General features: G+C 62.7%; 19 protein-coding genes. 9 read left to right on the forward strand and 10 right to left on the reverse strand.

Annotated features, from left to right (window positions below):
• Positions 1–236 precede the first annotated feature (236 nt).
• From ACZYOF_RS12150 to ACZYOF_RS12160, 3 genes are all read right to left on the reverse strand, one after another.
• Complete coding sequence (locus tag ACZYOF_RS12150; protein ID WP_463715895.1) at positions 237–1,409, reverse strand: saccharopine dehydrogenase family protein; 1,173 nt, start codon at positions 1,407–1,409, stop codon at positions 237–239.
• A 132-nt stretch (positions 1,410–1,541) separates the two neighbouring features.
• Positions 1,542–2,327 carry a DUF169 domain-containing protein gene (locus ACZYOF_RS12155; RefSeq protein WP_463715896.1) on the reverse strand — a complete coding sequence of 262 codons (786 nt, stop codon included), beginning with the start codon at positions 2,325–2,327 and terminating at the stop codon, positions 1,542–1,544.
• 163 nt (positions 2,328–2,490) lie between these two features.
• Positions 2,491–3,033, reverse strand: coding sequence for a DUF488 domain-containing protein (locus ACZYOF_RS12160; RefSeq protein WP_463715897.1), 543 nt, complete (start codon positions 3,031–3,033; stop codon positions 2,491–2,493).
• 98 nt (positions 3,034–3,131) lie between these two features.
• Here ACZYOF_RS12160 and ACZYOF_RS12165 point away from each other — a divergent pair, with 98 nt between their 5' ends.
• Positions 3,132–3,347, forward strand: a complete 216-nt coding sequence (locus tag ACZYOF_RS12165; protein WP_463715898.1) for a hypervirulence associated TUDOR domain-containing protein — start codon at positions 3,132–3,134, stop codon at positions 3,345–3,347.
• A gap of 45 nt (positions 3,348–3,392) precedes the next feature.
• On the opposite strand, the gene ACZYOF_RS12170 is transcribed toward ACZYOF_RS12165, so the two are convergent.
• A complete protein-coding gene (locus ACZYOF_RS12170; protein WP_463715899.1) occupies positions 3,393–4,196 on the reverse strand; it encodes a YdcF family protein in 804 nt (267 codons plus the stop codon).
• A gap of 228 nt (positions 4,197–4,424) precedes the next feature.
• On the opposite strand from ACZYOF_RS12170, the gene ACZYOF_RS12175 reads away from it, so the two are divergent.
• Complete coding sequence (locus ACZYOF_RS12175; protein WP_463715900.1) at positions 4,425–5,366, forward strand: acetamidase/formamidase family protein; 942 nt, start codon at positions 4,425–4,427, stop codon at positions 5,364–5,366.
• 202 nt (positions 5,367–5,568) lie between these two features.
• Positions 5,569–7,401 carry an AMP-binding protein gene (locus ACZYOF_RS12180; RefSeq protein WP_463715901.1) on the forward strand — a complete coding sequence of 611 codons (1,833 nt, stop codon included), beginning with the start codon at positions 5,569–5,571 and terminating at the stop codon, positions 7,399–7,401.
• Here ACZYOF_RS12180 and ACZYOF_RS12185 read toward each other — a convergent pair.
• Positions 7,396–7,743 (reverse strand): GrlR family regulatory protein, encoded by a 348-nt coding sequence (locus tag ACZYOF_RS12185; RefSeq protein WP_130583267.1) that lies wholly within the window; start codon positions 7,741–7,743, stop codon positions 7,396–7,398. The genes ACZYOF_RS12180 and ACZYOF_RS12185 overlap by 6 nt on opposite strands.
• A 277-nt stretch (positions 7,744–8,020) precedes the next feature.
• Between ACZYOF_RS12185 and ACZYOF_RS12190 the strand changes: the two genes are divergently transcribed.
• The gene (locus ACZYOF_RS12190; protein ID WP_027580595.1) at positions 8,021–8,218 is read left to right on the forward strand and encodes a hypothetical protein; all 198 of its coding nucleotides are present in this window, start codon (positions 8,021–8,023) and stop codon (positions 8,216–8,218) included.
• 76 nt (positions 8,219–8,294) lie between these two features.
• Complete coding sequence (locus tag ACZYOF_RS12195; RefSeq protein WP_463715902.1) at positions 8,295–8,765, forward strand: GcrA family cell cycle regulator; 471 nt, start codon at positions 8,295–8,297, stop codon at positions 8,763–8,765.
• A 30-nt stretch (positions 8,766–8,795) separates the two neighbouring features.
• On the opposite strand, the gene ACZYOF_RS12200 is transcribed toward ACZYOF_RS12195, so the two are convergent.
• From ACZYOF_RS12200 to ACZYOF_RS12210, 3 genes are all read right to left on the reverse strand, one after another.
• A complete protein-coding gene (locus tag ACZYOF_RS12200; protein WP_463715903.1) occupies positions 8,796–9,764 on the reverse strand; it encodes an SDR family oxidoreductase in 969 nt (322 codons plus the stop codon).
• A 143-nt stretch (positions 9,765–9,907) separates the two neighbouring features.
• Positions 9,908–10,105 (reverse strand): hypothetical protein, encoded by a 198-nt coding sequence (locus ACZYOF_RS12205; RefSeq protein ID WP_245476863.1) that lies wholly within the window; start codon positions 10,103–10,105, stop codon positions 9,908–9,910.
• Positions 10,106–10,188: 83 nt separating this feature from the next.
• On the reverse strand, positions 10,189–10,314 hold the full coding sequence (locus ACZYOF_RS12210; RefSeq protein WP_282530155.1) for a hypothetical protein: 126 nt from the start codon (positions 10,312–10,314) through the stop codon (positions 10,189–10,191).
• Positions 10,315–10,409: 95 nt separating this feature from the next.
• On the opposite strand from ACZYOF_RS12210, the gene ACZYOF_RS12215 reads away from it, so the two are divergent.
• The 3 genes from ACZYOF_RS12215 (at position 10,410) to ACZYOF_RS12225 (ending at position 12,688) form a co-directional block, all read left to right on the forward strand.
• The gene (locus ACZYOF_RS12215) at positions 10,410–11,630 is read left to right on the forward strand and encodes a helix-turn-helix domain-containing protein (protein ID WP_463715904.1); all 1,221 of its coding nucleotides are present in this window, start codon (positions 10,410–10,412) and stop codon (positions 11,628–11,630) included.
• Positions 11,631–11,788: 158 nt separating this feature from the next.
• Positions 11,789–12,433 carry a Vgb family protein gene (locus tag ACZYOF_RS12220; protein ID WP_130582943.1) on the forward strand — a complete coding sequence of 215 codons (645 nt, stop codon included), beginning with the start codon at positions 11,789–11,791 and terminating at the stop codon, positions 12,431–12,433.
• 126 nt (positions 12,434–12,559) lie between these two features.
• Positions 12,560–12,688 carry a hypothetical protein gene (locus ACZYOF_RS12225; protein WP_282530158.1) on the forward strand — a complete coding sequence of 43 codons (129 nt, stop codon included), beginning with the start codon at positions 12,560–12,562 and terminating at the stop codon, positions 12,686–12,688.
• A gap of 21 nt (positions 12,689–12,709) precedes the next feature.
• On the opposite strand, the gene ACZYOF_RS12230 is transcribed toward ACZYOF_RS12225, so the two are convergent.
• Together ACZYOF_RS12230 and ACZYOF_RS12235 are read right to left on the reverse strand one after the other, a co-directional pair.
• Entirely contained in the window at positions 12,710–12,868 is a 159-nt protein-coding gene (locus tag ACZYOF_RS12230; RefSeq protein WP_130582944.1) for a DUF2934 domain-containing protein, read from the reverse strand.
• Complete coding sequence (locus tag ACZYOF_RS12235; RefSeq protein ID WP_130582945.1) at positions 12,865–13,038, reverse strand: DUF3606 domain-containing protein; 174 nt, start codon at positions 13,036–13,038, stop codon at positions 12,865–12,867. The genes ACZYOF_RS12230 and ACZYOF_RS12235 overlap by 4 nt, the downstream gene beginning before the upstream one ends.
• 607 nt (positions 13,039–13,645) lie before the next feature.
• Here ACZYOF_RS12235 and ACZYOF_RS12240 point away from each other — a divergent pair.
• Positions 13,646–15,043: a cytochrome P450 gene (locus ACZYOF_RS12240; RefSeq protein ID WP_463715905.1), complete on the forward strand. Its 1,398-nt coding sequence runs from the start codon at positions 13,646–13,648 to the stop codon at positions 15,041–15,043.
• The last annotated feature ends 2,054 nt before the right edge of the window (positions 15,044–17,097 follow it).

Genomic DNA, 17,097 nt, shown 5'->3' on the forward strand with positions numbered 1-17,097 from the left:
CGGGGCCCGGTCGTCGCGCTGCGCTACGCATGGCTCCGCGCGCCGCCCTCTCACCGCAAAAACCCAACCCAACCCTGTTCGTTGAGAGCCTTGACTCACGAAGCCCCATATGAGGGTGGGCAAAGCGCAGCGTGCCCACCTTTCTTGCACCGACCGTGGATGGTGGGCACGCGGAGCCTGTCATCGGGCGCGCGTTCGCGCGACCCGTTGGCTTTGCCCACCCTACGATCCGAGGATTACTTCTCCACCGCGAACGTCAGGCCGGCGTGATCGACCAGCCGCTTGATGAGCTTGTCCTTCATCGCAGCGCCCGGCGTCCAGATGCCGGCGGGAACATCCGGCGCATCGCGCAGCAGGCAGATCGCGCATTCCGAGATCATCTTCGCCGTTGACCCATAGCCGGGATCGCGATCGCCTTTCACCGACGCGCGCACCTGGCGGCCGTCGGGCGCAATCGCGACGTACAGCAGATCATAGCGCCCGTTCTCGCGTTCTTCCTTCGAAGGCCCCTCGCCCGGCTTCGGCGCATTCGGACCGGTCTTCTCGGCGTTCGCGGCCATCACCAGCTTGGCGTTGGCTTCGCCTTTCTCACCGGGACCGGTCAGCACCATCTCGTCGTAGATGAATTCCTTGCCGTAGGGAAAACCCATCAGCATGTTGGAACGGTGGACATTGCGTGTGTTGATGAGCGCCATCATGAACGGCGCGGCCCAGGATTGCAGGTCTTCCTCGTAAGCCGGCCGGTTGCCTCGCGGTTGCTTGGGGCCTTTAAATCCGGGCGTCAGCGCAAAGGGATCGTTCAGGATGGTGATCAGGCTGAGATCGTTGGCGAGTGCAGCGAAGGTTGCCTTGGCGCTTGCCGCGGTGCCGCCCGAAAGTGTGCCACTAAGGCCGCGCACGCGGCCCTTGACGCGGGATGCCGGCGCGCCGAACGTGCGCCTGGCCTCCTCCTGCACGAACAATGCGCCGAGCTCGAACGGCACCGAGTCGAAGCCGCAGGAAAACACGATGCGCGCACCGCTTGCCTTCGCAGCAGCCTCGTGCCTATCGATGATCTGCCGCATCCAGACCGGCTCGCCGCAGAGATCGAAATAATCGACACCCGCTTCCACGCATGCGGCGACGAGGTCGTTGCCATAGAGCTGATACGGGCCGACCGTGCTGATCACCGATTTGGCCTGCCCAACCATGGCTTGCAGCGACGCGATCTCACTTGAATCGGCAACGATCAGCGGCGTGTCCGCAGGCGCGCCAATGGCGTCGCGCACCGCAGCAAGCTTGTCCTTGCTGCGCCCGGCCATCGCCCATGTCAGGCTGTCGCCCTTGTAATGCTGAGCGAGATATTCGGCAACGAGCTGGCCGGTGAAGCCGGTTGCGCCATAGATAACGATGTCGAACTTCGACGACATAGGATGACTTTCCCTGAAACGAACGATTGCCCCTTCTTGTCATTGCGAGCGAAGCGAAGCAATCCATTTCACGGCTTGTGGAGGCGTGGATTGCTTCGTCGCTGTCGCTCCTCGCAATGACGGCAGGAGTTCCTACTTCTTCGCATACGACACGCCCATGCCGGCACGCACGTCGGCCTGGATGCCGTAGGGCGCAATGGGATAGCGCAGGCCGTTCTTGGCGAGCTGTTTCATGCCGGCGATCGCCTTGGCAAGATCGGCCGGCGGCAGCGCCATCAGCATCTCCTCATCAGGCACGCCGCCATAGCGCCGTTCGGCGAAACATGGGAGCGACAACGACGGCTCGCGCGTCTTCAACGCCCGCCCCCAGGAATCCGCGCAGGCGGTCTCGCCAACCACGCCCCATTCGAACTTCTTGTAGCCGGTATATTGCAGCCCATTGATCAGGATGATCATCTGCCCCGGCGTCGCATAGACGAGGCAGATGTCAGGCGGATTGAGGCGGCCGCTGGAGAGCGGGCTTGCCACGAAGGCCTTGTACTGGCCATAGGGCACCACATCCAGCGCCTCCTGGCGCTTGCGCGCATCTTCCGCGGTGCCATGCCAGACCCCGACATAGGATTCTCCCGCAAGCCATTTCTCGTCCTGTGGCGCGAGCCCGATCACGGCGCGGCATTGCGCGCCGACGAGATCATCGGCGGTGACGCCGACCGTCCAGCCGAGCCGCGACGCCATGCTCACGATCTGGTCGGTGGTATGGATCGCAGTCGGGCGCCGGATCTTGGGGATCGCCATCATGTCTTCGACCCGCTCGAACAGCTTCAGGCCGATCACGGTGGTTCTCAGCCTGAGCAGGCTGTTGAGATCGGCCACCATCGTGGCCGGATCGAATTGTTCCGGCGGTGTCGGCTGTTGCATGGCGTAAGTTCCCGGGATGGTTTTGCCCGATCTTAGCCCGATCGACAGCCGGTTGCGACCCGCATTCTAGGGCGTGGACTCATTGAGGCGCGGCCACCGCCGCATCGATGCGAGGTTGCGTGCGCAGCAGCGATGCGGGCGGACATCGCCGACTTGCACGACATCACGACGGCGGATAGACGAGTGATGCGCCGTTCTCGCGCGCCGCGGCGGTCATCGTGGCAATTTCAACGCGCGCCGGTCCCATCAGGTGGAAGACATCTCGTCCATGGTGGAGAAGATAATCGGCGACGAACCGTCGATGGCAACGCCACCAGACGGCTTCCGAACACATGATCGCGCATCGCCGCTCCAAGCTCAATTGCTCCAGTTGCGATAACCCCCTGCGAAACTCGTCAGAGAGCGCGTAGTCCGCATAATTGTGGAAGCTCTGGTTGATCCAGAAGGCATTTACTTCTGATGGCACCGCTTTCGATTTTGGTCGTCGGCCGCCGAGTTCCTCGATCCAGATATAACCGATCTGCCAGGCCGAAAGCGCCTCAGGCAGCTTGTCGATATTGAACTGGGGGTTGGTTCGTGACCGCGGAAAGCTACGGATGTCCGCGACCATCTCGATTGAACCGACTTTCAACAGCTCGACGAATTCGACGATGCTGCGCGTCGCGTGACCGACCGTGTAGATGGGATTGATTTCGATCGGCGTCATGCAAATGAGATCGGACGGCGTTGCTTCACACGATGGAGATAGACCTTTAGAATGCGTTTGGTAGTGGCTGAACTGTTATCTGGACAAGGAGGCTACGGATGGCTGAACGATTCAAGGTCGGCGATCGAGTCCGGTGGAACTCGGAAGCTGGGTATGTCAGCGGCACGATCATCCGGGTTCACACGAAGGATTTCAACTACAAGGGCCATACTCATCGCGCGAGCCCCGAATCTCCGCAGTACGAGATCAAGAGCAGCAAAACAGACCATATTGCCGCTCATAAGGGCGAGGCGCTGACCAAGCTGTCTGAGTAAGCGGCTTAACCTTGATCATCCCTACCGGATTTACGAGTATACGCCCTAGTCGGTTGACGGCCCCGGCAGAAGCTCGTCGGTTCGGCCTACGGCGCGATAGGCGACGAGGCCCATCCACTCGCGCACCGCAAGATCGGTCCGCGACAATCCATCGAGTGCGGTGTTGGTGAACCAGAAGACGTCGTTGCCCGTCCCGACCCGCCAGTCGACAGGGTAAGGCTCAACCGGAAATCCCACTTTACGAAACAGCCCAACGGATCGCGGCATGTGGAACGCCGAAGTCACCAGGAGCCAACGCTCGCCCGCTTTCGGCGCCACCAGCGCCTTGGAGAATTCGGCGTTCTCCCACGTGTTGCGTGATTGCCGCTCCATGATCAGCCGCGATTTCGCGATGCCGAGGTTTTCGAATAGCTCCGCCACGTAATCGGCTTCCTTGGCATCATTGGAAATCAGGTTGGCGCTGCCGCCAGTAAACACCACGCGCGCATTCGGATATTTTCGCGCAAGCTCGGCCGCGGCGATGATGCGGTCGGCTGCGTTACGCACGATCGGCGTATCATGCGAGGCCGAAAGATCGGAATCGACCGAACCGCCGAGCACAATGATGCCATCGGGCGTGCCTTCGGCCGGATTCCAGGGCGGAAAGCGCGCCTCCAGCGGGTAGAGCAATAGGTTTCCAAGCGGCGAGAACCCGGCCACGACAAGCAGCGCCATGACCGCGACCAGAAGCTTGCGGCCAAGTGCGGCAAACCGCGTCGCGAGCAAGATGGCCCCGAGCACGCCGATTCCGATCAGGAAATTGCCCGGCAGCAGCATGACGCCGAGCGTCTTCGACAGCACAAAAAACACCGGCGGCGGCCTCCGATCCGTTCAACCTGGGGGAGCGCCATAGCAGCAATCGGTCCGGCATTCCATCTTGTGCGGATCGGGATGGCACCGATCCGCTTCATGGCCGCGGCATCGGCTCACACAATGATTTCCGCCGGAATGTGATTGGGCAACGATTGATCTGACTGCAAAAGCCCAGTCTAAATGCGATGCACACGTCACACATTACACGCTCGCCCGAGAAATCCCATGACACACCATCATCTCCCCGCGAGCCCCGAGACCTGCCACTGGGGCTTTTTCGAAGCAAAACTTAAGCCGGTGCTTGCGATCAAGAGCGGCGACGAGGTCACCGTCGACACCGTCAGCGGCGGCCCCGATGTGGTGCCCGACCGGGCCAAATTTCACATCCCGCCGGAGCTTGCCGAAATCCATGCGAGGTCCGAGCGGATGCTGCCGGGTCACATCCTCACCGGTCCGATCGCGGTCGAGGGTGCCGAGCCCGGCGATGTGCTGGAGGTCGATATCCTCGATGTCAGCCTGCGGCAGGACTGGGGCTACAACCTGATCCGACCGCTCTCCGGCACCCTGCCCGATGATTTCCATGAACCACGCATCCTCAACATCCCGCTCGATCGTGAGCGCATGGTCGGCCGCCTGCCCTGGGGATTGGAGCTGCCGCTGAAACCGTTCTTCGGCGTGATGGGCGTGGCGCCGCCGCCGGCCTGGGGTCGCATCACCTCGCTGATCCCGCGCGCCATGGGCGGCAATCTCGACAACAAGGAGCTCGGGCCCGGCGCCAAGCTCTATTTGCCGGTGTTCGTAGCAGGCGCGCTGTTCTCCTGCGGCGACGGCCATGGCGTGCAGGGCGACGGCGAGGTCTGCGTCACCGCGATCGAGACCGCGCTGCAAGGCCGCTTCAAATTAACGCTGCGCAAGGACCTGCGGCTCAACTATCCCCGCGCCGAGACCGCCGATCACTACATGACGATGGCGATGGACCCGGACCTCGACCAATGCGTGGTGCGCGCGCTGCGCGACATGATCGCGCTGCTCGGGGAAAAGCGGAATCTGTCGCGCGAGAATGCGTACACGCTGTGCAGCCTCGCCGCCGATCTGCGGGTGACGCAGACCGTGAATGGCTCGAAAGGTATCCACTGCATGATCGCAAAGGCGATCGTGCACGGCTGACTAGCCGCCGTCATTTCGGGGCGCACGAAAATGCGAGCCCGGAATCATCGGCGTGCTCTGTTTCGTGACCGCGGGATTTCCGGGTTCGGTGCTAGGCTTCGCCCGGGAATGACGGATTGCCGCACTTGTGCTTCGCAAGCTGCGCTCGATACAATCGACCCGATACAATCAAACAACGAAAACAAGAACGACAGGGAGACACATGCTGAAAGAGAGACTATCGCCGGCGGAAGAAGCCGCCCGCGAACAGGAAATGCGGCAGGAGCTCGCCGCCTGCCCACGCATCCTCGATCTGATCGCCCGCGGTCCGCTCGGCGATCCCAATGCGGAAGGCGTCATCTATCTGCGCTCACCGCTCGATCCCAATCCGGTCATCCTCTCGAACGAGCAGCTCATGGGTTCGATCAAGGCGGCGGAAAACTTCTTCCGCCGCGAGGGCATCGGCAAGAAGGATGCGGTCGCGATGCTGCTGCCGAGCTGCCCGGCTGCGATTGCCGCGATCTGGGGTGCGGCCGCCTGCGGCATCGCCGAGCCGCTCAATCTCCTGTTCACGCGCGAAGCCATCATCGCCCAGCTCAATGCCATCAAGGCAAAACTGTTGCTGGCGCCGCCACCGGGCATGCCGGGCGGGCTTTACGAGAAGATCGAGGGCCTGCAGCGCGACGTCCCTTCGCTGAAGCGCATCGTGATCGTGCCGCTCGACGGCACCATCGCGTTCGATGGTGAGGTGCTCAAGCCCGATCCGGCGTGGCGCGACGATTACGGCCAGTTGAAGGATTTCTCCGAAGCCGACCGCGTCGCCGTGATGCTGCCGACCGGCGGCACCACCGGCCATCCCAAGGTGGCGCGGCTCACCAACCGCGCGATGGTTGCCTCCACGGTCTCGTCTCGCATGGCACTCGACTTCCGAAAAGGCGAACGCTGCACAATCACGCTGCCGCTGTTCCATGTCGGCGGCCTGTTCTGCACGGTCGCCAACTGCCTGTCGGCTGGCGCGACCATGTTCATCCCCGGCCCCGCCGGCGCGCGCGATCCGGCGCTGATCACGAATTTCTGGAAGATCGTTGAGAAGTACCACGTCAACATCAACGGTAACGTGCCGACCGCGCTCGGGGCCATCGCCGGCGTCCCGGTCGGCGACGCCGATATCTCGTCCTTGCGCGTAACCGCCACCGGCGCCTCGATCTGCCCGCTGGAGATCGAGCGCCGCTATCTAGCGACCTGGGGCGGCCCTTGCATTCAGCAGCTCTACGGCATGACCGAGCTTGCCGGCGCCATCACCCACGACGTCCACGGCATCAAGCCGCGGCCCGAAGCCGTCGGCACCCGTAATCCGCTGGTCGAGCTTGCGATCCTCGCGGGTGGCAAGCTGCACACCAGCCCGTGGCCTTCGCCGGTCGGCGAACTCTTGACCCGTGGGCCGCAGGTCTTCGCGGGCTACGTCGACAAGAAGCAGACCGAAGACGCCTTCCACGACGGCTGGCTGCGCACCGGCGACATCTGCCGGATCGACGCCGATGGATTCGTCTACATCATGGGCCGCGCCAAGGACGTCATCATCCGCGGCGGCCACAATATCGATCCGCGCTCGATCGAGGATGCGGCGCTGCAATTTCCTGGCGTCGCGCTCGCCGCGGCGGTCGGGCGCCCCGACGCTTACGCCGGCGAGGTGCCGATGCTGTTCGTGTCGACCCAGCCCGGCGTCCAGGTCGACCCGCAGGCGCTTGCCGCCTTCGTGCAGGAGAACATCCCCGAGCCGCCAGCGCGGCCCCGCGCGGTCTCGGTGATCCCGGAAATGCCGGTGACGCCAGTCGGCAAGATCTTCAAGCCGAAGCTGCGCGAGATTGCCGCCGGAGACGCCGCGCGCGAATTGCTTGCCGCGGAAGGCCTTGCCAGGGAGGTGAACGTCGAAGCGATCACCGATCCGTCGCGCGGGCTTTATCTGCGCGTCAACGCTACGCCCGACAAGGCGGAGGCGGCCGGCCGGCTGCTGCAGAAATTCCCGGTGAAGGTCGAGGTGTCTCGCACCTCATAATTTCGAGCGCAGCATCAGCCTGGCAACGAACATGACGCTGGTCTTTCCGACCAGCGCCGTCCCACTCACCTGCGCGGTGTCGGCGGAATAGAGGCCGGTGAAACCGCAGGTCACATCGCGCCCGCCGAACAGCGGCAATACGCCGACAGATCTGGTGTGTTCGCTGGTGGTCAGCTCGCCGCGCCATTTGCCGTGATCGGCGCTGTAGGAGCCTGAGTAGTAGAAATACGAATCTCCGCCCGCGATCCTGCCGTCGTGCAAGACGATGACACCGTTGGCGCGGCCCTGCCCGCCCTCGGTCATCTCGATCTGAATGGTGTAAAGCCCGTTCGTTACTGTCATCGCGCCCGAATTCCCCGACGCATCATCATCGGCCCGGGCGACAGGAAGCAATCCCATAAATCGAAGAATCCATGCGCGTTTCGCCGCGCCCTCGCCGGCCGCCCCTGGGCGGTGCACACGGGGTGCGCGCGTTATCCCCAGGGCTGTCAGAAATTTTCTCGTTACTTCCCAATTGGATAGCTCACGAAAAGCGAATCAATTTGACTCACCGGTGTAAAACTAAATAGAGTCTGAATAGATACTTTTCTGTACCTGCGTAAAAGGCTAGCGTTTTGCCATGGCCACGGAGAAAGCCGAGACCGATCGCATTCCCGTCACTTTGGCGCTCTCGACCATCGCTTACATGGAGAAGCTGGTGAGACAGGGTACCCATGGCACCAGCGTCCCCGGCGTCGCCCGGACCTTGATCGAGGAAGGCATCCGCCTCGCCATCAAGGATGGGTTGTTGTCGATCCGCGACAACGGCAAGCCGTGAAGCGAGGCGTCAGACGGTCCGGCTGAAGGGTGGTCAAGCCAACCCGGAAACTTTCCGGCAACCTGGGACCATCGCCATGACCGCCATCCTATCGATCTGGACCCCCGAACGCGTCGAACAGTTGAAGCGCTGCTTCGATGCCGGACTGACCTGCCGCGAGATCGCCGTCGACATCGGCGTCAGCCGCAACGCCGTGATCGGCAAGCTCTCCCGCCTCAACCTGACACGGGAGCCGCGCGACGACGCCGAACGGCCGGCCCGGAAGGCCTCTCCCCGCGCGCCGCGCGCAAGGACCGTGCGGCATCAGATCCGGATGTTGCAGGCCGAGTATGGCGAGGCGGCACCGGAGGAGCCGATCGCGAACGGCCATTGCTGTTCGCTGCTCGAACTCGACGAGCAGCGCTGCCGCTGGCCGGTCGAGACGCCTGACGCCAACGATTTCCGCTTCTGCGGCAACCGGCCGGTCGACGGCCTGCCCTATTGCGCAGGCCACGCCCGGCTCGCCTATCAGCCCAGCTCGCGCCCGCGCGTGGCACGCGGTTACTAAAGCGTTTTCAAGCGAAGTGGAACCGAAGCTCTAGCCGAGCCGCCAGCCGACGTCCGCCTTGATGCGCTCGAGGAATTCCGGCGTGTAGGCCTGTTCCGGGGTCTGGCGCACGCGCTCATCCAGGATATGGGCGTCCTCGCCGACCAGGATGCGCCAGCGATCGGCCTTGACGCCGTCGAGGATGATCCTGGCCGCGGCGGCTGCCGTGGTTGGCGCGTCATCGTGGAAGGTCCGCGCGCGATCGAGCGCGGCCTGCTGGATTTGCTCATCCGACATCGCGTCGACATCGATGCCTGCGCCCTTCATCCGCTGGCGTGCCTGCAGGATCTCCTGCTCGGTGAGCTGGTCGGATTCCGTGCCGATCTGCACCTTGCGTGAGTTGGAGACGATCGAGGTGCCGATATGGCCGGGCATCACCACCGAGCACTTGATATGCGGCGCATTCAGCCTGAGGTCGTTGATCAGCGCCTCGGAGAATCCCTTCACCGCGAACTTCGCCGCGCTATAGGCGGTGTGCGCCACGCCCATGCCGACGCTCGCCCAGAATCCGTTGACGCTGGAGGTGTTGACGATGTGCCCCTCGTCCGCCTTCACGAGCAGCGGCAGGAAGGTGCGGACGCCGAGATAGACGCCGCCCCAGCAGATGTTGAAGGTGCGCTCCCACTGCTCACGCGTATTGGTGAACAGGCTGCCTCCGCCGCCGATGCCGGCATTATTGAACAGCAGGTGGATCTTGTCGGTCGCCTGCTGCTCAACCACCTCGTCGCGAAAGCGCTTGAGATGATCCTCGATCGAGACGTCGGCGACGTGGGTCGTGACGCGCAATCCCTGCGGCAACTTCTCCGTTTCACACAGCCGCTTCGTCTCCACCATCGCCTCAAGCGAGACGTCGCACATCGCGACGTTGCACCCCTCCGCCACGAGCTGGCGCGCGAGCTCGCGGCCCATGCCCGTGCCGCCGCCCGTGATGACGGCAATCTTCCCGGCAAATTCCTTCATTGGAGACGCTCCCGCTTGTTCTTGTTGGTTGATGCGTCCCATTCCACAAGGCGGGAAATCGACGCCCGGCGTTTGTGCCGGTGGCAGCAAGACTAGCCAATGTCGAAGCCACGATCCAGTTGCAGCTCGTTCACCTAGCCGCTTCATCGCCTCGCGATCAGCCTCAGCCATGGCCCCAAATGGAACGCGCTCATCAGCACGTACATCGGGACCATTCCCGCGAACGGCGACGTGCCTTGCGAGCAAAGCATATCGGGCGCGCCGCCGACCACACCGGTGAGCAGCGCCATGACCGCGAAGGTCGGTGCGGCCGCAAGCGACAGCCAATCGGCTGCCGGCATCTTCGTTGTGACGCTCGAACATTGCGACGGCGAAACCTCGTTCGCCGCCTCAACGTCGAGCTTTGGGCAATGTACCGTCATCGTCATTCCCTGTTCTCGATATCGCTCGTCGAGTGGCCCGGGCCGACCGTCAGCACCGTCACGACGGCCTCCGCCCACTCCACCGTGGCGGTGAGGAATGTTGGGGAAAGGATCGTCCAGTCGACCATGAGCCGGTCTCCTCGCTGCGTACTGGTCTGTCACGGTGAGGTAGACTAGGACCGGGCGCTGAAGGGGTGAGAGTGACAAGTGTGACGGGATTCCCATGGACTCGCTGATCACGGCCGCCGCGCGTGCGCTCGCGATGGGCGATCCACTCGGCGCCTTGAACCGCGTTGCGCTGCGCGAGGACGCGCCGGCGCTGGCGCTTCGCGGCATTGCGATGGCGCAGCTCGGCGATTTCGTCCGCGCCAAGGCTCTGCTGCGCAGCGCCGCGCGCGGCTTCGGCCCGAAGGAAGCGATCGCGCGCGCCAGATGTGTCGTCGCGGAGGCCGAGATCGCGCTCGCCTCCCGCGACCTCGGCTTTCCCGCCAAGGCGCTCGACGCCGCGCGCGCGACGCTCGAGGCGCACAGCGATTTCGTCAACGCCGCGCATGCGCGCTATCTCGAGATCCGCCGCCTGCTCCTGATCGGACGCCTCGACGAGGCCGAGCGCAGGCTTGCAGACCTTGATCCCGCGCCCTTCCCACCGGCCTCGAGAGCCGCGCATGAATTGGTCGTTGCCGGCATCGCGATGCGCCGCCTCCGCACCAAGCCGGCCCGCGCCGCACTCGCGCGCGCCGAGGCCGCGGCGCGGCAGGCACGGGTCCCGGCGCTGACGGCAGAGGTCGAAAGCGCGGCCCTGCTGCTTGGCACACCCGCAGCGCGCCTCGTTGCACGCGGCGAAGAGCGCCCGCTCCTGCTCGATGAGGTCGAGGCGTTGCTGGCGTCGAAGTCGCTGGTCGTGGATGCGTGCCGCTATGTGGTGCGTGAGGGGGACACGACCGTGTCGCTCGCAACACGTCCGGTTCTGTTCGCGCTCGCCCGCGCGCTTGCCCAAGCCTGGCCCAACGACGTCACCAGGGAGACGCTGGTCGCGCGGGCATTCCGCGGCAAGCACGCCGATGAATCCCATCGCGCCCGGCTACGGGTCGAGATCGGGCGGCTCCGCAGCATGCTTCGCACGCTCGCCGACGTCAGCGCGACCAAGCAAGGGTTCGCACTCGTGCCGCACCTCGCCCGCGACATCGTCGTGCTGGCGCGTCCGGTCGAAGAGGACCATGCGGAGGTGCTCGCCTTTCTCGCCGACGGGGAATCGTGGTCGAGCTCGGCGCTGGCGCTGGCGCTCGGCGCCAGTCAGCGCACCATTCAGCGGGCGCTCGACGCGCTCGCGGCCAGAGACAAGGTGCAGTCGTTTGGCCGCGGGCGCGCGCGCCGCTGGATGACCCCGCCTTTGCCGGGTTTCGCGACGACCTTGTTACTCACCGCGCCGCTGCCGAATGGCTAGGGTGCCTCCACTTCGAGCGTGATCCGGAAAAGTGGAAACCGGTTTTCCCTCGCGACAAACGCGAAGCGTTTGCGCGGAGATCATGCTCAAACAAAGAGATGAGATCATGATCCGATTCCGTCAAATCGGATCATGATCTCGAACAGCGAGGAGGAAGCATGATCACGTCAGCAGCCGAAATCATCCGCGAATATGGCCCATTCCCGGGCGTCGACAGCGTCCATGGGCTTACCTACGACGGCAAGCTCGTCTGGTTTGCGTCCGGAGACCGGATCAACGCCATGGATCCGGCGAGCGGGGACACGGTACACTCCATCGACGTCCCCGCGCATGCCGGAACGGCGTTTGACGGCCAGCATTTGTTTCAGATCGCCGAGGACCGCATCCAGAAGATCGATCCGAAGAGCGGCCGCGTGCTCGCCACGATCCCCTCGCCGGGCGGCGGCGCAGATTCAGGGCTGGCCTGGGCCGAAGGCACGCTCTGGGTCGGGCAGTACCGGGAGCGCAAGATCCACCAGATCGATCCCAAAACCGGAGCAATCCTCCGCACCATCCAGTCCAACCGCTTCGTCACCGGCGTCACCTGGATCGACGGCGAGCTCTGGCACGGCACCTGGGAAGGCGACGAAGGCGATCTCACCAGAATTGATCCCAAGACCGGCGAGGCCCTGGAGCGCCTTGCGCTGCCGCCCGGCGTCAGCGTGTCGGGGCTCGAGTCCGACGGACGCGATCAGTTCTTCTGCGGCGGCGGCACCAGCGGCAAGGTCCGGGCGGTGCGCAAGCCCAAGCGAAGCGCGCGGTAGAGCGTTTTCGAGCGAAGCAGACACGGGCCAGGATGCGGCGCGGAACATCTGCGCCGCGTTTCGCGTTTTGAACCTTGAGCTGTCTGCGCCGACCTACGTCCGGGGAGGCAATGGATGGAGGCCACCATGACCGATTGGCACGATACCATGGTCGATCAGCCAGAGACCGACAGCGCGGGCTACGTCACCGGGTGGACCATCAGCGGTCTCGCCCTGCTCGGCACCATCGTCGCCGTTTGGGTGCTTGGCATCTAGGCCGCACCTGATAGCTCCGGCCTATAGGGTGTCCGGCGTCTTCAGCTCGTGCTGGATCTGCTCTTCCTTGAGCTGGCGTTCCGCTTCGTGCCAGAAGCGTTCTTCTTCATCTTCGGGGCTTCCCGCGGCTTCCCACAATCGATAGGCGCGCGCCCGGATTGCCTGATCGTCTATCTTCATTGCCCCAGCTCCTTCCGGACCGTGGCAGCGCTGTTGCCAACCTTGTCGACAGCCTTCTGTAGCTGCTCTCTCGTTACCCCGAGTTCTCTGGCCCAGTACTTGACCTCGAAGTCCTGGTGCATGTTGATCTTCGAACGGTCGCGTTGATCCCTCTTGGTCAGATTATCCATGGCGGTTCCTCTTTCTGCGGATAGAACGCCAGAGCACATTGCATGTTCCCGGTAGGCCGTGATGGCCTTGCTCGCCAGCATCAACGGACGCACTCGCTCCGCTCGATCGGAGCCTCGATTGCATCCGGGAGGATTGCTACGGACGCGGTTGGCCGGCACGAGCGGTCAACGAGCGAACGTATCGACCCCATAGGCTCGGACTGAAGCTGCGGTTTTCTAACCGGCGCCCGAGCCCGCAAGCATCTCCCAGCCGGGTTCCGGTGCGGCAAAAATAACGGGAAGTTTATTTAAGTTAAATCATTTAATGTTTTAATGTGCTATTTAATTTGCAAGTTTAATGCACAGTCAGAACCAAGGAGCAGTCAAATGAAGATCGGGTTCGGCATTGCCGCCGCGATTTTGGCCCTCGCTCTGACGACGGTCATCCCGCCCGTGCAAGCCTGCAATGGCGGGGGGAGTTGCGAGGACGCCCCCGGTCAGAATAAGCCAGATCACTATAGCGGAGCCCCCGGGCCGATTGCTGGCGCAGGCCTTCCGATCCTCGCCATTGGCTACGGTGTCTACTGGCTGATCAGGCGCCGCCGTAGGCAGGATTGATACTTTTCCTGTGGACGCACCAGCAAGCGTTGGCTGGCATTCTCCGCCGCGTCGGCCGCCGGGCCCGCGCGGCTTGCCGCTTGTTGGAAATCTGCCTGCGCTCGGCAAGGACCCGCTTGGCTTCTTTGCTGGACTCGCGGATCGGTACGGCGACTTCGTCTCGCTCAATCTTGCCGGATGGCCGGCACTTTTTGTCAACGATTTGCCTGCGATCGAAAGGGTCCTGGTCGCAGAGCATCGAAACTACATCAAGCACAAGTTCTTCTGGCGCCATGTGACGGCGGTGTTCGGGAAAGGCCTGCTCACCAGTGAAGGCGAGCTTTGGCACCGCCAGCGTCGCCTGGCTGCGCCTGCCTTCGCCGGCCAGCAACTGCTTGCTTACGACGACGCGATGGTGGCCCTTACGCGCCAGTTGCTTGATGGCTGGAAAGATGGCGAGGTCATCGACATCCATCCCGAGATGATGGGATTGACGCTGCGCATCGCGGCCAAAACACTCTTCGATTCCGAGGTGGAGCGAGACATTCACGACATGGACCATGCGGTGAACGATCTCATCGTGGAGGTCGCGTCGCGCTACAAGCGCCCGATCCTTATTCCGGACGCGATTCCATTGCCCGGCCACCTCAGATACCAGCGGGCGATCCGGACGATTGAAAGAGTTGTTTCGTCCATGATCGCCGAGCGGCGCGCGAGCGGCCTGGAACATCGAAATGATTTTCTGTCGCGTCTGATGGCAGCGCGCGACGACGCAGGAAAGCCTGTGTGCGACTCGTTGCTTCGAGACGAGGCGATCACGCTCCTTCTCGCAGGCCACGAGACCACGGCCCTGGCACTTTCCTGGACATGGTTCCTGCTCGGCCAGCATTCCGACGCCGAAGCGCGCATGGCCGCGGAGATCGCCGAAGTGGTTGGCGATCGCCCGGTAACAGCCGAGGATGTTCAGCGCCTGAAATTCACGGAAAGCGTCGTGATGGAAGCGATGCGGCTTTACCCGCCCGCGTGGGCCATCGGCCGGGAATCCGTGCAACCGTTCGACCTTGGCGGCTACTCTTTCAGAGCGGGCACAACCATCTTCATCATCCCATGGGTCCTGCATCGCGACCCGCATTACTTCGAGGAGCCGGAGACTTTCCGTCCCGAGCGCTGGATGGGCGACCTCGAGCGCAAGCTACCCCGCTTCGCCTATATGCCGTTCGGCGGCGGACCGCGCGTCTGCATCGGCCAGCGGTTCGCCATGATGGAAGCCGTCCTGGCGCTGACGACGATGGCGCAACGTTTCTCGATGGAATGGCTGCCAGATCGCAAGGTGACGCCATTTCCGTCGATCACGCTGCGCCCTCATGGGGGCGTGTGGCTCAAGATCAGGGAGCGCCGGAAGATGAATGGTCGGAGCGGTGGGATTTGAACCCGCCAGCCCTGGTCGCCCAGGCGTCCCGCCAGGGTGCTTTCTTTGCCCATTGTGTGAACCATTTCACATTTGGCGTAGCATGGTACTGCTAAGATGCCGGTACTGGGATTTCAGGGCACCAGTTGAGACAAACGCCGCCGGGACGCTGTATTTCGAGCCCGGCGGCGCAATTTTGTGGACCAACGTTGAGGCCGAGCCTGAACCTGCGACAGCTTCATATCGATGGTTAGGCAGCGACGGCATTCCCACAGCTTCACAATCGACTTCTTCTGCACATTGGAGGCTCGATGACCGACGATAAAGTCGCCCGTCTGCGGGCCCATAACAACAACATCAGCCGATATCGGCGGCTGCTTGGGACCAATCTCTCGGACCTTGAGCGCGGGTTTGTCGAAAGGCGCTTGAACGAGGAAAGGTTGGCTGTGCAAAGCTTGACCAATTCTCCCGTTTCGACTTGTCGCTTGGACTGGAGCGGCCCGCCAGCGTGAACCGACGGTTGTCGAGCGCCTCCGCACGTTGTTACACTTGTAACTCTCAGATCATGGCTCTGCCGCCCAGCGCAGGGTAAAGCGTTGGCACATACCGAAGGGTGATCTGATGAAAAAGACGACGTGACCTGCCCTAAATGTGGGGCAGGCTCCGCAGGATCGAGCTGTCATCCGAGAAGGGCGAGCCAGGTGAATATCGCTGCCCCGCTTGCGGTACATCGCTGGAGACTTTCAACGGCGACAGCTCGGTCGCTTACCGTTTGACGATCCAGCCGTCCATCAGAGCCTTCAAGGATTAGAGCGTTTTCGAGCGAAGTGGATGCCGGTTCGCGTGAAGAAAACGCGTCAAAACTAAAATCTAGAGCCCCTCGGGGCAGGAACGAAAAACCCGGCAGGTGCGGCTGCCGGGTCATTCGCAAATATGATCAGGTAATACGATGCGGCAATTAAATGCCGAAGCGTGTAACAAGGGAATGAAATTCGAGTCAGTAGGAATGCGGAGACCCCGCTGGTGCACACAGGCGTGCACCGGTGCGAACACCAGCGACCCGAGCGCCGTCTTGAAGGAAGCCCGCCATTTGCGACGGGCTCAAGGCTAGGGAGACGCGTTTGAGGACGCCACTTCAGTCTACAGCGATTCGCGCTTGTATCGTGTGTTGCAGTTTACACACCCTGCGATGAGGCCAAGGCGCTACAGAGGCCGAACGACGTGCTGACGATGGACATGCGCGGCGCCGATAAGGAAGACAAGATCGCTGCATGAAAACCGCCACCGACGGCCAGATTGCCTACGCGATCGAGCCGTCAGACAGGCGCCTTACGCGAACTTGAGCCACAGAAGGCCGCGCCCGAGGCGCCAGCGTCCTATATCCATGATCAGAGGAACGCTCAGAGGGTGTCCTAGCCCGATGAGTGAAAGGAAAAGATCGTGTTGATTCTTGAAGGAGTCGCGTTCGCTGTGGGTGTGCTGATGGTTGCCGTGGCAGCGTATTTGACGGCCATCGAACACATCAGAAAGGCGAAGCGGCCACGGTAAGGTTCGTTGCAGGCGCCCTCGCAGAGACCTTGCCGCAATGAACCGGTCGCTTTTTGTTTTTGCCAAGTGAAGAACGAGGCACCTGCGTGCAAGCTTCTCAAAATTCTGCAGTGGCTTGGCACAATTTGCACTCACATCCCGGCAGCGGTTGTGCTTCGTTTGACGTGCGATCTCTCGCTGATCATCTCAGCCCCCTAGCCCAATGGTCGGTTGAGAGGGAGCGACGCCCCGGCGCGATCCCCACGATCCGCCGGGGCACACACTTCCGCCGGCCACATCAGGGTGCAGGCTGAAAAGACGCGGATGAGGTTGCGAAGTCGCTCTTCGCACTCCTCCTCTCTTAGCTGCGTCTCGATCAAACCGGCAGCAGTTTCAAGCCTCGATAATCAGCCTACCTGCTTTAGCCAGTGACGATGCGAGTCCATCCGCCTAGATAGGCCAGAGTTGTTGTCGCTTGCGAAGCCTGAACCAAGATCAAGTCGATGAAGACAAACCTTCATCGAGATTGCATCGAGGTTCGCTCCTGA

It is taken from the genome of Bradyrhizobium sp. LeoA1Lang (assembly GCF_055413685.1).

Coding starts and splice junctions, on each gene's coding strand:
- ACZYOF_RS12180 (WP_463715901.1), top strand. CDS start 5,569: ATGCTGAAAGAGAGACTATCGCCGGCGGAAGAAGCCGCCCGCGAACAG.
- ACZYOF_RS12185 (WP_130583267.1), bottom strand. CDS start 7,743: ATGACAGTAACGAACGGGCTTTACACCATTCAGATCGAGATGACCGAG.
- ACZYOF_RS12225 (WP_282530158.1), top strand. CDS start 12,560: ATGACCGATTGGCACGATACCATGGTCGATCAGCCAGAGACCGACAGC.
- ACZYOF_RS12215 (WP_463715904.1), top strand. CDS start 10,410: ATGGACTCGCTGATCACGGCCGCCGCGCGTGCGCTCGCGATGGGCGAT.
- ACZYOF_RS12235 (WP_130582945.1), bottom strand. CDS start 13,038: ATGGATAATCTGACCAAGAGGGATCAACGCGACCGTTCGAAGATCAAC.
- ACZYOF_RS12200 (WP_463715903.1), bottom strand. CDS start 9,764: ATGAAGGAATTTGCCGGGAAGATTGCCGTCATCACGGGCGGCGGCACG.
- ACZYOF_RS12210 (WP_282530155.1), bottom strand. CDS start 10,314: ATGGTCGACTGGACGATCCTTTCCCCAACATTCCTCACCGCCACGGTG.
- ACZYOF_RS12195 (WP_463715902.1), top strand. CDS start 8,295: ATGACCGCCATCCTATCGATCTGGACCCCCGAACGCGTCGAACAGTTG.
- ACZYOF_RS12175 (WP_463715900.1), top strand. CDS start 4,425: ATGACACACCATCATCTCCCCGCGAGCCCCGAGACCTGCCACTGGGGC.
- ACZYOF_RS12230 (WP_130582944.1), bottom strand. CDS start 12,868: ATGAAGATAGACGATCAGGCAATCCGGGCGCGCGCCTATCGATTGTGG.
- ACZYOF_RS12160 (WP_463715897.1), bottom strand. CDS start 3,033: ATGACGCCGATCGAAATCAATCCCATCTACACGGTCGGTCACGCGACG.
- ACZYOF_RS12150 (WP_463715895.1), bottom strand. CDS start 1,409: ATGTCGTCGAAGTTCGACATCGTTATCTATGGCGCAACCGGCTTCACC.
- ACZYOF_RS12220 (WP_130582943.1), top strand. CDS start 11,789: ATGATCACGTCAGCAGCCGAAATCATCCGCGAATATGGCCCATTCCCG.
- ACZYOF_RS12155 (WP_463715896.1), bottom strand. CDS start 2,327: ATGCAACAGCCGACACCGCCGGAACAATTCGATCCGGCCACGATGGTG.
- ACZYOF_RS12205 (WP_245476863.1), bottom strand. CDS start 10,105: ATGCCGGCAGCCGATTGGCTGTCGCTTGCGGCCGCACCGACCTTCGCG.
- ACZYOF_RS12190 (WP_027580595.1), top strand. CDS start 8,021: ATGGCCACGGAGAAAGCCGAGACCGATCGCATTCCCGTCACTTTGGCG.
- ACZYOF_RS12165 (WP_463715898.1), top strand. CDS start 3,132: ATGGCTGAACGATTCAAGGTCGGCGATCGAGTCCGGTGGAACTCGGAA.